A 16,680-nucleotide genomic window follows, 5' to 3' on the forward strand; every position below is an offset into this window, starting at 1 on the left:
CTCCGTGACGCACTGGCGCCGGAGGTCGTCCGGCGGCCGACACGGCCCACCTACGGATCGAGGCTGCGGCGCCTCGACGCCAAGAGCCGGCGCTCGCAGGCCAAGGCCGGCCGCAGGCGCCCGAGCGCCTCGGACTGAACGTCCGACGCACCGCCTGCCGGGGCGGTCGCTCCGCTGCGACCTACTGGTCGGGGGTCATCCAGTGGGACAGCTGCTCGGTGGAGACCTTGGTGAGCCACATCTGCCACAGCGGTCCGAAGGACACCCGCCGCACCCCCAGGTTCCTGAGGACGGCCAGGTCCCCTGCGCCGTGGCCCTTCACGGGATGAGCGGTCACGTTGACCGGGATCGAGACCGCCCCGACGAGTCTGGTCACCTGGTCGGCGGACGTCAGCCCCACCGGGTAGACCGAGCGCGCGCCGGCCTGCTCCATCAGCACGATGCGCTCGGCCGCCTCGGCGAGCGGATCGGAGAAGACCTCTCCGCCCAGCTTGACCGCGTCGGTGCGGCCGTTGATCACGAAGGGCACACCGGCGTCATCCGCCGCGCGGCGGGCGCCGGCGATGTAGTCGGCGTGCTCGTGCTTGTCCCGGACCCGGTCGCCCTCGCCGTGGACCACATCCTCGATGTTGGCCCCCACCGCCCCTGCCTCGAGCAACCGCGAGATCAACTCGTCCGGACCGAGCCCGTACCCGGACTCCACGTCCGCGCTCACGGGGATGTCGACCGACTCGGCGATCCTGCGCACCACCCCGAGGTACTCGCCGAAGTCCATCCGCTCACCGTCGGCGCTCCCGATGGCGTCGGCGACCGGGTGACTTCCCACGGTGAGTCCGTGGAACCCCACGTCCGCGGCGGTCCGGGCACTCCAGGTGTCCCAGACGGTCGGGAGGACCACCAGGTCACCCGAGTCGTGTAGAGCGGCCAGTTCCTGTGCCCGTGCACCCACATCGGTCATCGTCGACGCCTCCTCGGCAGTAGCGGTCGTCCCTCGACACTAGGCCTGATGGGACGGACGCGACACCGCCGGAACGCGCCCGCCCCGCGGGGACGGCCCGGCCCGGGACGCCCCGGTCGGGGTCCCCGCCGCCGGAAAACGCCGCGGACGCGTGCGTCGTGGGCCACAGTGCAGGGTGACGCCGAGACGATCACACAACCGCGCACGTGCACCGATCGACCACACCGGGGGGTTCTGGCCACGCCGGCCCGACTCGGGTGATGATGGTGCAGGCGTGCTGATGCCGTTCCACAAGAACACGATCAGCCTGAAAAGAAAAGAGCCGACATGACCCCAGGCAGAACGACGATCATCTACACCCTCACCGATGAGGCCCCACGACTGGCGACGGAGGCGTTCCTCCCGGTCGTCCGCACCTTTACCGACGCCGCCGACATCGATGTCACGACGAGCGACATCTCGGTGGCCGCCCGCATCCTGGCCGCCTTCCCGGATCGGTTGACCGACGAACAGAAGGTTCCCGACAACCTGGCCGAACTGGGACAGATGACCCAGGAACCGGGCACCAACATCATCAAGCTTCCCAACATCAGCGCCTCGGTCCCCCAGCTGAACACCGCCATCGCGGAACTCCAGGCCAAGGGCTACGACATCCCCAAGTACCCGTACGACCCGCAGACCCCCGAGGAGATCGAGGTCGCCGAGCGACTCTCCGCGTGTCTGGGCAGCGCCGTGAACCCGGTGCTCCGCCAGGGCAACTCGGACCGCCGCGCCCCGAAGGCGGTCAAGGAGTACGCCCGGGCCAACCCGCATTCGATGGGCAAGTGGTCGATGGCGTCGCAGACCCACGTCGCACACATGACGCACGGCGACTTCTACGCCGGCGAGAAGTCGATCATCCTCGATCGCGCCTGCGATGCGCGCATGGAGGTGGTGACGCCGGACGGCGAGACCCACGTCCTCAAGACGGTGCCCCTCGAGGCCGGCGAGGTCGTCGACTCCATGTTCATGAGCAAGAAGGCGCTCCTGGAGTTCTACGAGGAGCAGCTGAACGACGCCAAGGAGACCGGCGTCATGTTCTCGCTCCACGTCAAGGCGACCATGATGAAGGTCAGCCACCCCATCGTGTTCGGCCACGCGGTGAGGGTCTTCTACAAGGAGGCCTTCGACAAGCACCACGACCTGTTCGACGAGCTCGGGATCAACGTCAACAACGGCATGGTCGACCTGTACGACAAGATCGAGACGCTCCCGTCCTCCAAGAAGGAGGAGATCATCGAGGATCTGCACCGGTGCCACGAGCACCGGCCGGAACTGGCGATGGTCGACTCCGCCCGCGGCATCACCAACTTCCACTCGCCCTCGGACATCATCGTCGACGCGTCGATGCCCGCGATGATCCGCATCGGCGGGAAGATGTACGGCGCCGACGGCCGCAAGAAGGACACCAAGGCGGTCATCCCGGAGTCCACGTTCGCGCGGATCTACCAGGAGATCATCAACTTCTGCAAGACCAACGGGGCGTTCGATCCCACCACGATGGGCACCGTGCCGAACGTCGGTCTCATGGCGCAGAAGGCCGAGGAGTACGGCAGCCACGACAAGACCTTCGAGGTCCAGTACGACGGCGTCGCCAACATCGTCGACGCCGCCACCGGCGAGGTCCTGCTCTCCCAGGACGTCGAGGCCGGCGACATCTGGCGCATGTGCACCGTCAAGGACGCGCCGATCCGCGACTGGGTGAAGCTCGCCGTGGACCGTGCGCGCGCCTCGGAGATGCCGGCCGTCTTCTGGCTCGACCCGTACCGCCCGCACGAGAACAACCTGATCACCCTGGTGAAGAAGTACCTCGCCGACCACGACACCGAGGGCCTGGACATCCAGATCATGTCCCAGGTGCGTGCCATGCGCTACACCCTCGAGCGCGCGTGGAGGGGCCTGGACACCATCTCGGTGACCGGCAACATCCTGCGCGACTACCTCACCGACCTGTTCCCGATCCTCGAGCTCGGTACCAGCGCCAAGATGCTGTCGATCGTGCCCCTGATGGCGGGCGGTGGACTGTACGAGACCGGCGCGGGCGGATCGGCGCCGAAGCACGTCCAGCAGCTGGTGGAGGAGAACCACCTGCGTTGGGACTCGCTCGGCGAGTTCCTCGCGCTGGGGGCCAGCCTGGACGACCTCGGCCGGAAGGACGACAACCCCAAGGCCACGATCCTGGCCAAGACGCTCGACACGGCGACCGGCAAGCTGCTGGAGAACCGGAAGGGACCGTCCCGCGTCACCGGTGAGCTCGACAACCGGGGCAGCCAGTTCTGGCTCGCGCTGTACTGGGCCCAGGAGCTGGCCGCGCAGACCGAGGACCGGGACCTGGCGGCGCACTTCGCTCCGCTGGCGGAGAAGCTGACCGCGGACAAGGACACCATCCTCGAGGAGCTGCTGTCGGTCCAGGGCTCCAAGGTCGAGCTGGGAGGCTACTTCCAGCCCTCCGTCGACAAGCTGCGGGAGGCCATGCGCCCGAGCGAGACGTTCAACTCCGCGCTCGCGAGCCTCGGCAACTGATCCGACCCGCCCGCCTCACCGCACCCATCGGCCGCGCGCCGGTGGGTGCGGTGTCATTCGGCCCGGTGTCGTCGGGTCCGGTGTCATTCGGCCCGGTGAGGGCACGCGCCGCGATAGAGTGAGCCAGGTCACACAACCTGGAGGGCACCATGAACCACGTCTACAGCGTCACCGAGATCGTCGGCTCCTCCCCCGAAGGAACGGATGCCGCGATCGCCAACGCGGTCGCCGAGGCCTCCAAGACTCTCCGCAACCTCGAGTGGTTCGAGGTGCAGTCCGTCCGCGGGAAGCTGGACGGCGACCGGGTGGCCCACTGGCAGGTGACCATCAAGGTCGGGTTCCGGCACGAGTCCTGAGCGTCATCGGACCTATCCCGCGGGCCGCTCCCGCTCGGCGCCGGGCCGCTCCCGTGTCCGGCCGCATATAGTCGGACCAGGAGCTGGATTCGGTTCCCTGATGATGGGAGTCCGGATGACCGGAACCGCTCACCCGCCCGCCACCACCTCCGCCGCCACTGGCGATGGTGCCTCCCCGGGAGGCGAACTCCTCAGCCTCGGTCTGCTCGCGAGCTCCACCATGGAGAACGAGCGTCGACTCCCGATACATCCCCGGCACCTGGACCGGATCGAGCCGGACCTCCGCGCACGCATGATCGTCGAACGCGGCTACGCCGCCGACTTCCAACTCGATCCCGGCTTTGTCGAGTCGCGCGTGGGGAGGGTGGCGGAGCGCGCCGAGGTGATCGACTCCGCTGACGTGCTGCTGCTCCCGAAACCCCAGCTGGGAGAGATGGCCGAGATCCCGGAGGGTCGCGTCCTGTGGGGCTGGCCGCACTGTGTGCAGGACACCGGGTTGACGCAGACCGCGATCGACCGTCGGCTCACCCTCATCGCCTTCGAGTCGATGAACCACTGGACCCGGCAGGGCGACTTCAGTCTGCACGTGCTCCACAAGAACAACGAGCTCGCCGGGTACTGCTCGGTCCTTCACGCCCTGAGCCTCACGGGGTCCACCGGCAACTACGGGCCCCGGCTGAGCGCGGTGGTGATCGGGTTCGGCGCCACAGCGCGCGGGGCCGTCACCGCCCTGAACGCCCACGGGATCCACGACATCCAGGTCCTCACCCAGCGGGGGGCAACGGCGGTGGGGTCGCCGATCCACAGCGCCCACATCACCCAGCTCAACACCGACGAGGGCGCGACCCACCTCAGCACGGTTCCCACCGAGGACGGCGACGTCCTGCTCCCCACGTTCCTCGCCTCGCACGACATCGTGGTGAACTGCACTCTCCAGGACGTCACAGCCCCGTTGACCTACCTGCGGACCGTGGATCTCGAGGAGTTCGCTGCCGGCAGCCTCATCATCGACGTCTCGTGCGACGCCGGCATGGGCTTCGAGTGGGCCGTGCCCACGGGGTTCGAGGACCCGATGTTCACCGTCGGGCAGGGTGTGCACTACTACGCCGTCGACCACAGTCCGTCCTACCTGTGGAACTCGGCGACGTGGGAGATCAGCGAGGCGCTCCTGCCCTTCCTGCGGACGGTCATGGAGGGGCCGGCCGCATGGGATGAGGACCTCACCATCTCCCGCGCCATTGAGATCCGCGAGGGAGTCATCGAGAACCCGCATATCCTGGCGTTCCAGGGGCGTGCCGCCGACTTCCCGCACGCGCGCGTCGGCGGCAGCTCGTAACCCCGCGGGGAGCAGACTCTTCCAGGAGGCACCGTGACCACCACGTCCGACCCCCGCCCCGTCGGGGCCGACGACCTCGTCCATCTCCGCACCTGTGTGGACCTCGCGGGGCAGGCGCTGGCGGCGGGGGACAAACTGTTCCCCTCTGTGCTGGTCGACGAGGCCGGCGAGGTGCGGTTCGCGGACCGTAACCGCGAATCGAGTAGGGACGCCACCAGACATCCGGAGTTCACGATCGCCCGCTGGGCGGCGGAGAACATGCAGCCCGAGGAGCGGGCGTCCAGTGTCGTGTACACCTCGGGCGAGCACTGCGCGATGTGCAGCGCCGCCCACGCGTTCGTGGGCCTCGGGCGCATCGTCTTCGCCTCCAGCGGGGCCCAGTACGCGGGCTGGAAAGCCGATCTCGGCGTGGCACCCGGGCCGCTCGCCCCGCTCGGGATCACCGACGTGGTCCCGGGACTCCCCGTTTCCGGTCCGGTCCCCGCGCTGGCGGAGGAGATCAGAGTGCTGGTCGAGAGGTCCTTCCGGGCCGGTCGACGGAGTAACGACGGATGACGTCGCCGGAAGTCGGGTGACGACGGGCCGGTTCAGCGTGCACCGGGGTCCCCGGTCCTCTCCACCGCACCCCAGACCTCCCGCCAGTGCGCGGCCAGGGAGTCGAGGGTCTCGTGCGCGTTCAACCCGCTGGGTTGCGGCAGCACCCACAGCACCACGCCACCGGGCCACCCCGGTACCTCCGAGGTGTCCTGCTCCCCGTAGCCGGCCTTCGGTCGCGCGAAAGCAGTTCGGAAGGCGGTGATCCCCGCGACGGCGACGACCGCCGGGCGCAGCTCCCCGGCGAGCGTGGCCACGCGCACCGCACCCGCACGCAGCTCCTCACGGGTGAGCTCGTCGGCTCGGGCGGTCGCGCGGCCGACGAGGTTCGTCATCCCGATGCCCCGCGAGAGCAACTGCTGTTCGTCCGCGGCCGAGAACCCGGTGGCGGCATCGATGACGTGGTCGGTCAACCCCGCCCGGTGCAGTGACGGCCAGAACCGGTTCCCGGGTCTCGCGAACGGCGCGTTGACGGCCGCCGTCCACAAGCCCGGGTTCACCCCGACGATGAGCAACCGCAGGCTCTCGTCGTCAGTGGGCAGGACATCGTCGACCCCGTGCGGATCCTCAGTGGCGAACCGGGCGAGCTCGTCGCGCTTCGGGCGGCGCCCGCCCGACGGAGAGGGACGCCGCGGGATGCCGGTCACGACGATCTCAGCCATGGTGCGAGGTTAGCGCGGCACCTGACCGGGCGGGCGCGACGCATAGAGGACACACTCAGGCCTCTTCACCTGACAGGCTGGGACCATGAGCCCGACGGACAGCCCTGACGCACCGTTGATCGTGGCGAACGTCGACCGGTGGCGCGAGTGGCTGATCACGAACGACGAGAGCTGCGACGGGACCTGGCTGATGCTCGCCAAGAAGGGGGTCACCTCCCCCACCTCGCTCTCCTATCAGGAGGCGCTCGAGGAGGCGCTGTGCAGCGGGTGGATCGACGGGCAGCGCAGGTCGCACGACGAGAAGACGTTCGTGCAACGGTTCACCCCCCGCCGCGCGCGTTCCATCTGGTCACTGCGGAACGTCGAGATCGTCACCCGCCTCTCCGAGGAACAGAGGCTCCGGGCGCGAGGCGTCGCCGAGATCGAGCGGGCGAGGTCCGACGGCCGCTGGGACCGCGCCTACGCCGGCGCCGCGTCAGCACAGCTCCCCGAGGTCCTCGTGACCGCGCTCGAGGCGACGCCGGCCGCCGGGGCCGCCTTCGCCCGACTCACCCGCGCCGAGCGCTACAGCGCGATCCACCCACTCCTGATCGCCCGGGACGACGCCACCCTCGAGCGACAGGTCGGACGGCTGATCTCCCGGCTCACGTCACCGTGATCAGGTCCCCCACGCGACATGATGTGACGACGACGAGGGCGGCAGTCGCCACGGCGAGACGCCCCGCGCACGGGACGCGATCCCTCTCCGCAAGGACCTGGGAGGATCTCCACTCCCAGTGTTCGGGGCCGGCCGACGGTTGCAGCCGATGACGCTCGAGCTCTCGCTAGCCGATCATGTAGGCGAAACCCCGGCCCGATTTCTCTAGTGCGCGGAGGAAACGTCTCGCCCGGCCCAGGTGGAACTTCACGTACTGCGCTTCCGATTCCACTTCTCCGACCGAGTCGCTGTTGTGGCGGGTGAACCAGGGGACAAAGTCCGCGCGGGTGATCGCGTCCAGATCGTCGGCTATCCGGGCGACGTCTCCGGGCGGGATCGCTCTCACCCACGGCAGCCACGCCTCCCAGCCGTCTAGAGGTGTCACCTCTCCTTCGAACATCCGGTATGCCGGCCTGGGCTCTTCGGCTGGGTCGGACGGCTCCGACATCCTCTGGAGATTTCTCCACGCCTTGTCGAGGTAGAGCATGTCTTCCTCCGCAGGCCCCTGCTGAAAGTCGGTCGTACCCATGGTGAAGCCGTGGGGCAGACCGACGGCGTCCGCGAACGGGTCCGGACTGATGTGAGCCCGTGGGTCGGAGAGCACCGCCTGCGTGATCTCGGCGTCGAAGGCGTATGCGTAATAGCGGATTCCCATGTGTCCAGCATCCAACCGCCACCAGGGATCCGGTAAGCCCTCCACATCGATCTGTGGACAACAATCGCGGATGATCTTCGCCTGTGAAAAACCTCCGAAGTTTCTCGGCGACGGTGTAGAGGCATAGCGTCAGCCGGATTCACGGGGAGTCGAGCAGCTCGATCCCGTAGTCGGCGACAACGGCCCGCACCTCGGCGAGGTAGCGCTGCGCCTGCGCAGTGAGCGGGATCCCGGAATGGCTGATCCAGCCGATCTCGATGCTCTCGTCTACGTCGAGCGGGATGGCGACGATCTCCGGATCGAGGTCGTCGCTGATGATTCCGGTGGAGATCGTGTACCCGTCGAGACCGATCATGAGGTTGAAGATGGTCGCGCGGTCGGAGACCCTGATCTCTCTCTTACTCGACCGGGTGGAGAGGATCTCCTCAGCGAAGTAGAACGAATTGTTCGCGCCCTGGTCAAAAGTGAGCCTGGGCAGGTCCGCGAGATCGTCGAGGGTGACGCGTTCCCGGGATGCCAACGGGTTCTGCCTGGAGATGAAGATGTGCGGCAGCGCTGCGAAGAGTGGGTGGAAGACCAGGCCGGAATCGCGGAGGAGCTTGTCGATGACCTTCCGGTTGAAGTCGTTCCGGTAGAGCACACCCACCTCGCTGCGGAGGGTCCGGACATCCTCGATGATGTCCCAGGTTCGCGTCTCACGAAGCGAGAACTCGTACTGTTCCGCCTCGCCTGATCGCACCATCCGGATGAACGCCTCGACCACGAACGAGTAGTGCTGCGCCGACACCCCGAGCAGTCGGCGGGACGGCGGCTGACCGAGGTAGCGCTGCTCCAGTAGGGACATCTGCTCGACCACCTGCCTGGCGTAGCCGAGGAACTCCGCTCCCTCGCCGGTCAGCGTCACTCCTCGGGCGGATCGGACGAGGAGGGTGCGCCCCACTCTGTTCTCCAGGTCCTTCATGGAGGCGGACATGGTCGGCTGGGCGACATAGAGCAGCTCCGCAGCGCCGGTGATCGAGCCTTCCGCCGCGACCTCGATGAAGTAGTGCAGCTGCTGGAGGGTGATTCCCCTGGATTCTCGACGCATAGCTCAAGGCTATACAAACCCATACCAAATGGTAGTTACCCGATACCTGAACTGGGACTGCAGGATGGAGGCACAGACTTTCCGCCGCGCCGAGCCCGGCCGATCACGACCCGAACGGGACGCACATGTCGAACGAATTCACATATCGCATCACCACCACCAGCTTCGACGAGAACTACTCACCGTCGGAGAACTCCCGAACCACCACGAACTTCGCGAACCTGGCCCGAGGCGAGCACCGTCAGCAGAACCTCCGCCGAACCCTGTCGATGATCAACCATCGGTTCAATGACCTCGCACGCCGGGACAATCCGACCGGGGACCGCTACTCCGTCGAGCTCGAGATCGTCTCCGCCGAGCTGCAGTTCCACTCGAAGGGCGCGGAACACCGGTTCCCCCTGCTCGAGGTACTGGACATGCAGATCGTCGACCGGGACACCGGAGCCCGCATCCCCGGGATCGTCGGGAACAACTTCTCGTCCTACGTCCGCGATTTCGACTTCAGCGTTCGGCTGCCAGCCGTCAACGAGGGAAGCTCCGAGTTCACCGTGCCCGGCGACTTCGGCGACCTGCACGGCAAGTTGTTCCAGCACTTCCTCGACTCCGAGGCCTACCGGGAGCGCTTCGAGGTGGATCCCGTGATCTGCATCAGTGTGTCCACGAGCCGGACCTACCGCCGGACCGGACACCACCATCCGACCCTCGGTGTCGAGTACCAGCAGGACGACTATTCGTTGACCGACGAGTACTTCCACAAGATGGGGCTCCAGGTCAGGTATTTCCTGCCGCCCGGCGGAGTCGCCCCGCTCGCGTTCTACTTCCGAGGCGATCTGCTCAGCGACTACACCGACCTGCAGCTCATAGGCACGGTGAGCGTCATGGAGACCTTCCAGCGGATCTATCGGCCGGAGATCTACAACGCGACCTCCCCCGCCGCAGAGATCTACCGACCGACCCTGGAACAGAAGGACTACTCGCCCACCCCGATCATCTACGACCGTGTCGAGCGCAGTCAGCTCGCGAAGAAGCAGGGCAAGTACACCGAAGACCACCTTGTGGAGCCCCACCGCGAACTCCTCGAGCAGTGGGCCGCCCACCACCCCGTCCTCGTCGGATGACCACCGGAGGAAAGTCGACCATGAACCAGATCCTGCCCACGTCCACCGTCGGCAGCCTGCCCAAGCCCTCGTGGCTCGCCCAGCCTGAAACCCTCTGGGCGCCCTGGAGGTTGCAGGGCGATGAGTTGGTCGAGGGTAAGCAGGACGCTCTGCGTATTGCCGTGAAGGAGCAGAGCGATCGCGGAATCGACATCGTCAGTGACGGCGAGCAGACCCGTCAGCACTTCGTCACGACGTTCATCGAGCATCTCGACGGGGTCGACTTCGAGCAGCGCGAGACGGTTCGGATCCGCAATCGCTATGACGCGAGTGTGCCTACCGTCGTCGGTGACGTGCGCCGCTCCACGCCGGTCTTCGTCGACGACGCGAAATTCCTACGACAGCAGACCGATCGGCCGATCAAGTGGGCACTCCCCGGCCCCATGACGATGATCGACACGCTCTACGACGGCCACTACTCCAGTCGCGAGAAGTTGGCGTGGGAGTTCGCGACTATCCTCAACCAGGAGGCACGAGACCTGGAGGCTGCGGGGGTCGACATCATCCAGTTCGACGAGCCCGCGTTCAACGTCTACTCCGATGAAGTGAAGGACTGGGGCGTGGCGACGCTGGAAAGGGCGGCGGAGGGATTACGCGCGGAGACCGCGGTGCACATCTGCTACGGCTACGGGATCAAGGCGAACACCGACTGGAAGGCCACCCTCGGTTCGGAATGGCGCCAGTACGAGGAGTCGTTCCCCCTCCTGCAGCAGTCCAGCATCGACATCATCTCCCTGGAGTGCCACAACTCCCGTGTCCCGATCGACCTCGTCGAACTGGTCCGCGGCAAGAAGGTCATGCTCGGGGCGATCGACGTGGCCAACGAGAAGGTCGAGACTCCGGAGGAGGTCGCGGCCACGCTCCGCAACGCCCTGCAGTTCGTCGACGAGGACAGACTCCTGCCGAGCTCCAACTGCGGCATGGCGCCCTTATCCCGGGACATCGCACTGGCGAAGTTGAGCTCGCTCAGCGCGGGTGCTCGCATCGTTCGTGAGGAGCTATCGGCCGCCAAGGCCTGACCTATCGGTCTGAGAACGCCGGCGGCCCCGCCTGCCAAGGCAGACGGGGCCCTCGCTGAAGCGCCGAGGATCACACGTTGAAGCGGAACTCCACCACGTCGCCGTCGGCCATCACGTAGTCCTTGCCCTCCATGCGCACCTTGCCGGCGGCCTTGGCGGCGGCCATGGAACCGGCAGCATCGAGGTCGGCGAACGACACGATCTCGGCCTTGATGAAGCCCTTCTCGAAGTCGGTATGGATCACGCCGGCGGCCTTGGGGGCGGTGTCGCCCTTGCGGATCGTCCAGGCGCGCGACTCCTTGGGCCCGGCGGTGAGGTAGGTCTGCAGCCCGAGGGTGTGGAAGCCGGCGCGGGCGAGCGCGTTCAGGCCCGGCTCGTCCTGGCCGATCGACTCGAGCAGCTCCATGGCGTCCTCTTCCTCCAACTCGCGGAGTTCGGACTCGACCTTGGCGTCGAGGAACACACAGTCGGCGGGAGCCACGGCCGCGCGCAGCTCGGCCTGACGCTCGGCGTCGGTCAGCACGGCCTCGTCCGCGTTGAAGACGTAGAGGAAGGGCTTCGCGGTCATCAGGTGCAGGTCACGCAGCAGGGTGCGGTCCACCTCGTCCTGGGCCTTGAACAGCGTCCGGCCGTCCTCGAGCACGGCCTGCGCCTTGCGGATCTCCTCGAGCTGCGGCAGCAGCGACTTGTCCTTGCGGGACTCCTTCTCGAGTCGCGGGACGGCCTTCTCGAGGGTCTCCATGTCCGCCAGGATCAGCTCGGTGGCGATCACCTCGATGTCGGCCATCGGGTCGACCCTGCCGTCCACGTGGATCACATCCGGGTCGTCGAACACCCGCACGACCTGGCAGATGGCCTCGGCCTCGCGGATGTTGGCGAGGAACTTGTTGCCCATGCCCTCGCCGGTGCTGGCGCCCTTGACGATGCCGGCGATGTCCACGAACGACACGACCGCCGGCAGGATCCGCTCGGAGCCGAAGATCTCGGCCAGTCGGGCCAGGCGGGGATCCGGCAGATCCACGACACCGATGTTCGGCTCGATCGTGGCGAACGGATAGTTGGCGGCTAGCGCGTCGTTGTTCGTCAGGGCGTTGAACAGGGTCGACTTACCGACGTTGGGCAGTCCGACGATTCCGAGGGTGAGGCTCACGAGGCCCGAGTCTACGTCCCGCCCCCTCCGTGCCCCCTGCCCGCCACCCCGGCCGGTCACGGGGAGCGCGCCCGCGTGACCTCTGACAAGATGTGTGGCATGAGTGACGAGCCGAAACCGCCTCCTCCAGTCGGGTCAGACGAGGAGCACGTCGACCGCTCCGTCCTCATCGGTCTCGGCGGACGGTGGGTCACCGACTGGGCGCTACGCCTGGCCATCCTGCTCATCGCGGGGTGGCTGCTGAGCCAGATCGGTGGCGCGCTGTGGGTGGGCATCCTGCCGATCCTGCTCGCGCTCATCGTGGCCACGGTCCTCTGGCCCCCCACGGGATGGATGACCCGCCACGGCGTCCCCAAAGCCCTGGCCGCACTCATCTCGCTCCTCGGATCACTCGCCGCCGTCGCGGGGATCCTGGCGCTGATCGCCCCGTCGATCATCGAGCAGAGCGTCCAGCTCGCGGACCAGACCTCGGAGGCGATCGGAGAGGTCCAGGACTGGCTCCGGGGTCCGCCGCTGAACATCCGGGACGAGCAGCTCGACAGCGTGCTGGGCCAGCTCAGCTCGACTCTGCAGGACCGCGGTGACCAGATCGCGAACGGCGTGTTCACCGGCGTGACCGCGGTGGGGTCGCTGCTCATCACCTTCGTCCTGGTCCTGGTGCTCACGTTCTTCTTCATCAAGGACGGCCCCCGGTTCCTGCCGTTCGTGCGTCGGATCGCCGGCCGCAATGCCGGTCGCCACCTCACCGAGGTCCTGACCCGCAGCTGGAACACCCTCGGCGGCTACATCCGCGCCCAGGCGATCGTCTCGTTCGTGGACGCCTTCTTCATCGGCCTGGCGCTCGTCATCCTGGGCGTGCCGCTGGCGTGGGCGCTGGCGGTCATCACCTTCCTGGCCGGGTTCATCCCCATCGTCGGTGCGTTCACCGCCGGTGCGCTGGCGGTGCTCATCGCGCTGGTGGCCAACGGCCTGACCACCGCGATCATCGTGCTGGTCGTGATCATCGCGGTGCAGCAGCTCGAGAGCAACATCCTCCAGCCCATTCTCCAGTCCCGGGCGATGAACCTGCATCCCGTCGTCATCCTGCTCGGGGTGGCCGCGGGTGGCACCCTGTTCGGGATCATCGGGGCATTCCTCGCGGTGCCGATCCTGGCGGTGGCCGCCGTGATGCTCCGGTACCTCGGCGAGCAGATCGACCTCCGGACCGGGGACGTCACCGCGTCGGACCTCGTGTCCGCCACCGACGAGGGACGTCTGACGGCCTGGCTCGGCGAGATGTCGAGCTCGCGGTTCGCGCCGCTGCGCAAGAGCAGCAGCGCCATCATGGCGGGGATCAAGGACACCCGACCGGGACCGGTCCACGGGGCCCCGGACAGCGGGTCCGTCGGTGCGACCGGGCCGGGCGATTCGGTCGTGGGAACCCTCGAACTCGACGACGACGAGGTGGTCCCGCCGGATCCGGATGCCGACGATCCGTCCGCCGACCAGGCGAATCCTCCCACGGGGCCCGTCGACCCGAAGGCCGTGTACGGTAACCGACCCTCGCCCTCGGAGAGCAAGCCCAACGCGCTGCGGCGCTTCGGCAGATTCCTCGCTCGCCGACTCGAGAGTTAGAGTCTCATCCTGTGAGCACACGGAGGAGCGGACGGGTCCCGGCGGACGAGAGGTCCGTCGTCTCGACCGTTCGGGGCCTGCCGGCCTGGTCCGCGGTCCTGCTCGCGGTGGCCGTCACCCTCACCGGGGTGGCGATCGACTCGTTCTCCGGGGGCCTCGGCACCGGCTTCACCGTGGGCTACTTCCTCGGGTGTCTGGTCGCGGTGCTGGCGGTGTCCCGCCGGGCGCTGTTCGTCGCCGGCATCCAACCGCCGCTCATCATGTCGGTGCTCGTCCCGATGGCCTCGGTGATCGCCGGAGCGGGGCTGACCGCGGCGGCCTTCTCCCGTTCCCAGATGATCTCGCTGGTGCTGCCGCTGGCGACCAGGTTCCCGCTGATGCTCACGACCACCCTGGTCGTGGTGGCGATCGCGCTGATCAGGGCGTTCGTCCTCGAACCCCGCAGCCCGCGACCGGTGGCCGTCCGCCGCCAGCGGGCGGCCCCGGCGCACGCCCGCCGCTGAGGCTCCCGCGGATCCCGGGGCTCCCGCGGATCAGACCTTCTTGGGAACCCGCAGCTCGCGGGGCAGCGAGAACGTGATGGTCTCCTGGGCGGTCCGCACCGAGGAGACGTCGTTGAAGCCGTGGTCGGCCAGCAGGTCCACCACACCTCGGACCAGCAACTCCGGCACCGAGGCGCCCGAGGTCACCCCCACCGTGGTGACGCCCTCGAACCAGGACGTGTCGATCTCCTTGGCGTAGTCCACCAGATGTGCGTCGCGCGCACCGGCCTGCAGGGCCACCTCGACCAGGCGGACAGAGTTGGACGAGTTCTGGGAGCCCACCACGATCACCAGGTCGCACTGCGGCGCCATCGTCTTGACCGCGACCTGCCGGTTCTGGGTGGCGTAACAGATGTCGTCCGACGGCGGATCGATCAGCGTCGGGTACTTCTCCTTGAGCCGCCGCACCGTCTCCATCGTCTCGTCCACGCTGAGCGTGGTCTGCGAGAGCCAGATCAGCTTCTCGGTGTCGACGGGGATGTCGAGGGCGTCGACGGACTCCGGGCCGTCGACCAGGGTCACCACATCGGGGGCCTCGCCCGCGGTCCCCTCGACCTCCTCGTGGCCCTCGTGGCCGACCAGGAGGATCAGGTACCCCTCCCGGGCGAAGCGCTTGACCTCGGTGTGGACCTTGGTCACGAGCGGGCAGGTGGCGTCGAAGGTGTTCAGCTCCAGCTGCAGGGCGCTCTCGCGGACGGCCGGCGAGACGCCGTGGGCGGAGAACACCAGGTTCGACCCGTGCGGGACCTCGTCGGTCTCGTCGACGAAGATCACGCCCTGGTCGGTGAAGGACTCCACGACGTGCTTGTTGTGGACGATCTCCTTGCGGACGTACAGCGGGGCACCATGCTTGGCCAGGGCCTTCTCGACCGTCTCGACTGCCCGGTCGACGCCGGCGCAATAGCCGCGCGGTTCCGCGAGGAGCACTCGCTTGGTTGCCGGTTCGGCGATCATGTCGGTCTGCTCGGTCATGTCACCAGGGTACGGTTCATACTGGATTCCGACCATCACGCCTCCCGGACGCCCCCCGGCAGAGAGGTTCCCATGCTCCGTCCGTTCTTCCTCACCCGTGTCTCCATCGGGGTCGCCGCCTCCGCGGTGGAGCTCGCCGTGGAGCTCCCCGGTCGCGCGCTCCAGGCGGCGGTCTCGCTGCCCGCGGTCCCCGTGAAGGTCGCCGGCAGCCTGGTGCAGTCGTACCTGCACGCCGGCCAGACCGTCGCCGGTCTCGCGGTCAAGGGCGATCGGGTGATCGCGACGGTGTTCCCCTCCCGGTCGGACAAGCCGGAGTGGGCGACCTTCGACGAGGACCTCGACGACGACGGGGCCGGGGGCGGGGCTGACACCGCCGTGGGCCCGGGCGGGGACCGCGGTCCCGGCGGCGACGAGCCCGACGTTCCGACCGGCCGCGTCGCCCCACGCACCACGTGACCGCCGGAGCGACGAGGTCCCCCAGCAGCCCCGAACAGCCGTGGCCGGTCCGGGTGGTCTCGGACCAGATCGCCAACTGGATCCACCGTCTCGGCGCCGTCTGGGTCGAGGGGCAGATCACCCAGCTCAGCCTGCGCCCGGGCACCCGGACGGCGTTCCTCACCCTGCGCGACCCCTCGGTGGACAATTCGCTGACCCTCACCTGCCCGCCCCGCCTCATCTCCGAGGCGCCGGTACCGGTCACCGAGGGCAGCCGGGTCGTGGTCCGGGGAACGCCCCGCTTCTACACCGGTCGTGGATCGTTCTCGCTCCAGGTCTCCGAGATCCGCCCGGTGGGCATCGGCGAACTCCTCGCCCGCATCGAGAGGCTCAAGCAGGCCCTGGCCGCCGAGGGGCTGTTCGACCCTCGTCTCAAGCGCCCGCTGCCGTTCCTGCCGACCTGTGTCGGGCTGGTGACCGGCCGCGCGAGTGCGGCCGAGCGCGACGTGGTCGAGGTGTCCCGGGGTCGGTGGCCCGACGTGCGGTTCGCCGTCCGCAACACCGCGGTCCAGGGACCGTCGGCCGTACCGCAGATCCTGGAGGCGTTGGCGGACCTCGACGCCGACCCGGTCGTCGACGTGATCATCCTGGCCCGCGGCGGGGGCTCGGTCGAGGATCTGCTCCCGTTCTCCGACGAGGCCCTGGTGCGGGCGATCTCGCGGTGTCGCACGCCCGTGGTCAGCGCGATCGGACACGAGCCGGACTCGCCGCTCTCCGATCTGGTCGCCGACCTGCGCGCGGCCACCCCCACCGACGCCGCCAAGCGGGTGGTCCCGGACGTCGCCGAGGAGCGTCGCCGGATCGTCGAGGCCCGCGCCCGGACC

At 68.0% G+C, this 16,680-nt stretch carries 17 protein-coding genes; 11 read left to right on the forward strand and 6 right to left on the reverse strand.

What is annotated here, in order from left to right; all coding sequences use genetic code 11:
• Window positions 1-181 precede the first annotated feature (181 nt).
• Window positions 182-958, reverse strand: coding sequence for an isocitrate lyase/PEP mutase family protein (locus tag G6028_RS03535; RefSeq protein ID WP_179525635.1), 777 nt, complete (start codon window positions 956-958; stop codon window positions 182-184).
• 327 nt (window positions 959-1,285) lie between these two features.
• On the opposite strand from G6028_RS03535, the gene G6028_RS03540 reads away from it, so the two are divergent.
• From G6028_RS03540 to G6028_RS03555, 4 genes are all read left to right on the forward strand, one after another.
• Window positions 1,286-3,520, forward strand: coding sequence for an NADP-dependent isocitrate dehydrogenase (locus tag G6028_RS03540; protein WP_179525636.1), 2,235 nt, complete (start codon window positions 1,286-1,288; stop codon window positions 3,518-3,520).
• A gap of 149 nt (window positions 3,521-3,669) precedes the next feature.
• A complete protein-coding gene (locus tag G6028_RS03545; protein WP_182611284.1) occupies window positions 3,670-3,876 on the forward strand; it encodes a dodecin in 207 nt (68 codons plus the stop codon).
• A 220-nt stretch (window positions 3,877-4,096) separates the two neighbouring features.
• The gene (locus G6028_RS03550) at window positions 4,097-5,212 is read left to right on the forward strand and encodes a Rossmann-fold NAD(P)-binding domain-containing protein (RefSeq protein ID WP_241730510.1); all 1,116 of its coding nucleotides are present in this window, start codon (window positions 4,097-4,099) and stop codon (window positions 5,210-5,212) included.
• 33 nt (window positions 5,213-5,245) lie between these two features.
• Window positions 5,246-5,767 (forward strand): nucleoside deaminase, encoded by a 522-nt coding sequence (locus tag G6028_RS03555; RefSeq protein WP_182658058.1) that lies wholly within the window; start codon window positions 5,246-5,248, stop codon window positions 5,765-5,767.
• 32 nt (window positions 5,768-5,799) lie between these two features.
• Here G6028_RS03555 and G6028_RS03560 read toward each other — a convergent pair whose 3' ends face one another.
• The gene (locus G6028_RS03560) at window positions 5,800-6,468 is read right to left on the reverse strand and encodes a mismatch-specific DNA-glycosylase (protein ID WP_179525640.1); all 669 of its coding nucleotides are present in this window, start codon (window positions 6,466-6,468) and stop codon (window positions 5,800-5,802) included.
• Between the two features lie 85 nt (window positions 6,469-6,553).
• Between G6028_RS03560 and G6028_RS03565 the strand changes: the two genes are divergently transcribed.
• Window positions 6,554-7,126 (forward strand): YdeI/OmpD-associated family protein, encoded by a 573-nt coding sequence (locus tag G6028_RS03565; RefSeq protein WP_182658059.1) that lies wholly within the window; start codon window positions 6,554-6,556, stop codon window positions 7,124-7,126.
• 166 nt (window positions 7,127-7,292) lie between these two features.
• Here the strand turns inward: G6028_RS03565 and G6028_RS03570 are convergent, their stop codons facing one another.
• Together G6028_RS03570 and G6028_RS03575 are read right to left on the reverse strand one after the other, a co-directional pair.
• Complete coding sequence (locus tag G6028_RS03570) at window positions 7,293-7,820, reverse strand: DUF1877 family protein (RefSeq protein WP_182641053.1); 528 nt, start codon at window positions 7,818-7,820, stop codon at window positions 7,293-7,295.
• 139 nt (window positions 7,821-7,959) lie between these two features.
• Complete coding sequence (locus G6028_RS03575; RefSeq protein ID WP_182658060.1) at window positions 7,960-8,907, reverse strand: LysR family transcriptional regulator; 948 nt, start codon at window positions 8,905-8,907, stop codon at window positions 7,960-7,962.
• Window positions 8,908-9,032: 125 nt separating this feature from the next.
• Here G6028_RS03575 and G6028_RS03580 point away from each other — a divergent pair, with 125 nt between their 5' ends.
• The gene (locus tag G6028_RS03580; RefSeq protein ID WP_182658061.1) at window positions 9,033-10,025 is read left to right on the forward strand and encodes a putative oxygenase MesX; all 993 of its coding nucleotides are present in this window, start codon (window positions 9,033-9,035) and stop codon (window positions 10,023-10,025) included.
• 20 nt (window positions 10,026-10,045) lie between these two features.
• The gene (locus G6028_RS03585) at window positions 10,046-11,083 is read left to right on the forward strand and encodes a methionine synthase (protein ID WP_182658066.1); all 1,038 of its coding nucleotides are present in this window, start codon (window positions 10,046-10,048) and stop codon (window positions 11,081-11,083) included.
• A gap of 70 nt (window positions 11,084-11,153) precedes the next feature.
• Here G6028_RS03585 and ychF read toward each other — a convergent pair whose 3' ends face one another.
• On the reverse strand, window positions 11,154-12,233 hold the full coding sequence (ychF, locus tag G6028_RS03590) for a redox-regulated ATPase YchF (RefSeq protein WP_182658062.1): 1,080 nt from the start codon (window positions 12,231-12,233) through the stop codon (window positions 11,154-11,156).
• Window positions 12,234-12,332: 99 nt separating this feature from the next.
• Between ychF and G6028_RS03595 the strand changes: the two genes are divergently transcribed.
• Complete coding sequence (locus G6028_RS03595) at window positions 12,333-13,847, forward strand: AI-2E family transporter (RefSeq protein ID WP_182658063.1); 1,515 nt, start codon at window positions 12,333-12,335, stop codon at window positions 13,845-13,847.
• 11 nt (window positions 13,848-13,858) lie between these two features.
• Window positions 13,859-14,350 (forward strand): DUF6542 domain-containing protein, encoded by a 492-nt coding sequence (locus G6028_RS03600; RefSeq protein ID WP_182658064.1) that lies wholly within the window; start codon window positions 13,859-13,861, stop codon window positions 14,348-14,350.
• Window positions 14,351-14,380: 30 nt separating this feature from the next.
• On the opposite strand, the gene G6028_RS03605 is transcribed toward G6028_RS03600, so the two are convergent.
• Complete coding sequence (locus G6028_RS03605) at window positions 14,381-15,361, reverse strand: 4-hydroxy-3-methylbut-2-enyl diphosphate reductase (protein ID WP_179525649.1); 981 nt, start codon at window positions 15,359-15,361, stop codon at window positions 14,381-14,383.
• 72 nt (window positions 15,362-15,433) lie between these two features.
• On the opposite strand from G6028_RS03605, the gene G6028_RS03610 reads away from it, so the two are divergent.
• Window positions 15,434-15,817, forward strand: a complete 384-nt coding sequence (locus G6028_RS03610; RefSeq protein ID WP_182639912.1) for a hypothetical protein — start codon at window positions 15,434-15,436, stop codon at window positions 15,815-15,817.
• Window positions 15,814-16,680 (forward strand): exodeoxyribonuclease VII large subunit (xseA, locus tag G6028_RS03615; protein ID WP_182658065.1); only part of this gene is annotated, 867 nt, incomplete at its 3' end. The genes G6028_RS03610 and xseA, both read left to right, overlap by 4 nt.

It is taken from the genome of Dietzia cercidiphylli, assembly GCF_014145145.1.
Classification (GTDB): domain Bacteria; phylum Actinomycetota; class Actinomycetes; order Mycobacteriales; family Mycobacteriaceae; genus Dietzia; species Dietzia natronolimnaea.